Source organism: Streptomyces sp. MK7, from assembly GCF_032658145.1.
GTDB classification, from domain to species: Bacteria; Actinomycetota; Actinomycetes; order Streptomycetales; family Streptomycetaceae; genus Streptomyces; species Streptomyces spiralis.
This window is the reverse complement of sequence record NZ_JAVACL010000144.1, coordinates 1-550: the sequence shown is the minus strand read 5'-3', so window position 1 is coordinate 550 and position 550 is coordinate 1. Positions and strand designations below refer to the sequence as shown.

1 protein-coding gene is annotated in these 550 nt (G+C 71.5%); it reads left to right on the top strand.

All coding sequences use genetic code 11. The features are described 5' to 3' along the window. The coding region (locus tag R2S09_RS40210) for a zinc-binding dehydrogenase (protein ID WP_316746240.1) at positions 1-354 on the top strand (354 nt) is incomplete at its 5' end. Between the last annotated feature and the right edge of the window lie 196 nt (positions 355-550).

Genomic DNA, 550 nt, shown 5'->3' with positions numbered 1-550 from the left:
GCCACCGGCGGACGCGGCCTCGACTTCGCCTTCGACTGCGCCGGCGTCCCCGCCGTCCGCGACCAGGCCGCCTCCGTGCTCGGCCTCGGCGGCTCCCTCATCCTGGTGGGCATCACGCCCCGGCCACTGACCATCACCGAGGGCCTGACCTTCAACTACCTGCAGAAGCAGGTGCGCGGCCACTACGGCGGCTTCCCCGAGTCCGTCTCCGAGCTGGTGCAGCTGACCGCGGCCGGCCGCCTCGACCTGGCCCCCTCCATCACCGACCACATCCCGCTCATCGACGCGGCCGACGCCGTCCACCGACTGGAGAACAAGATCGGCGACCCGATCCGCCTCATCCTCGTCCCCTGACGCCCGTCAGCAGGACGACAAGCCACCCTGGGCAGGGGTGAGTGGGCGCCGGTGCGTGAGGGAGCACCGGCGCCCACGGCTTTCCGGCAACCGTGGAGAGAAGGAACCATGCAGACGACCGACACCCCGGGCCGTACTCCGCAGCGCAAGGACGCTCACTCCAACCGCCGACGCATCCTCGCGACCGCCCGACGGA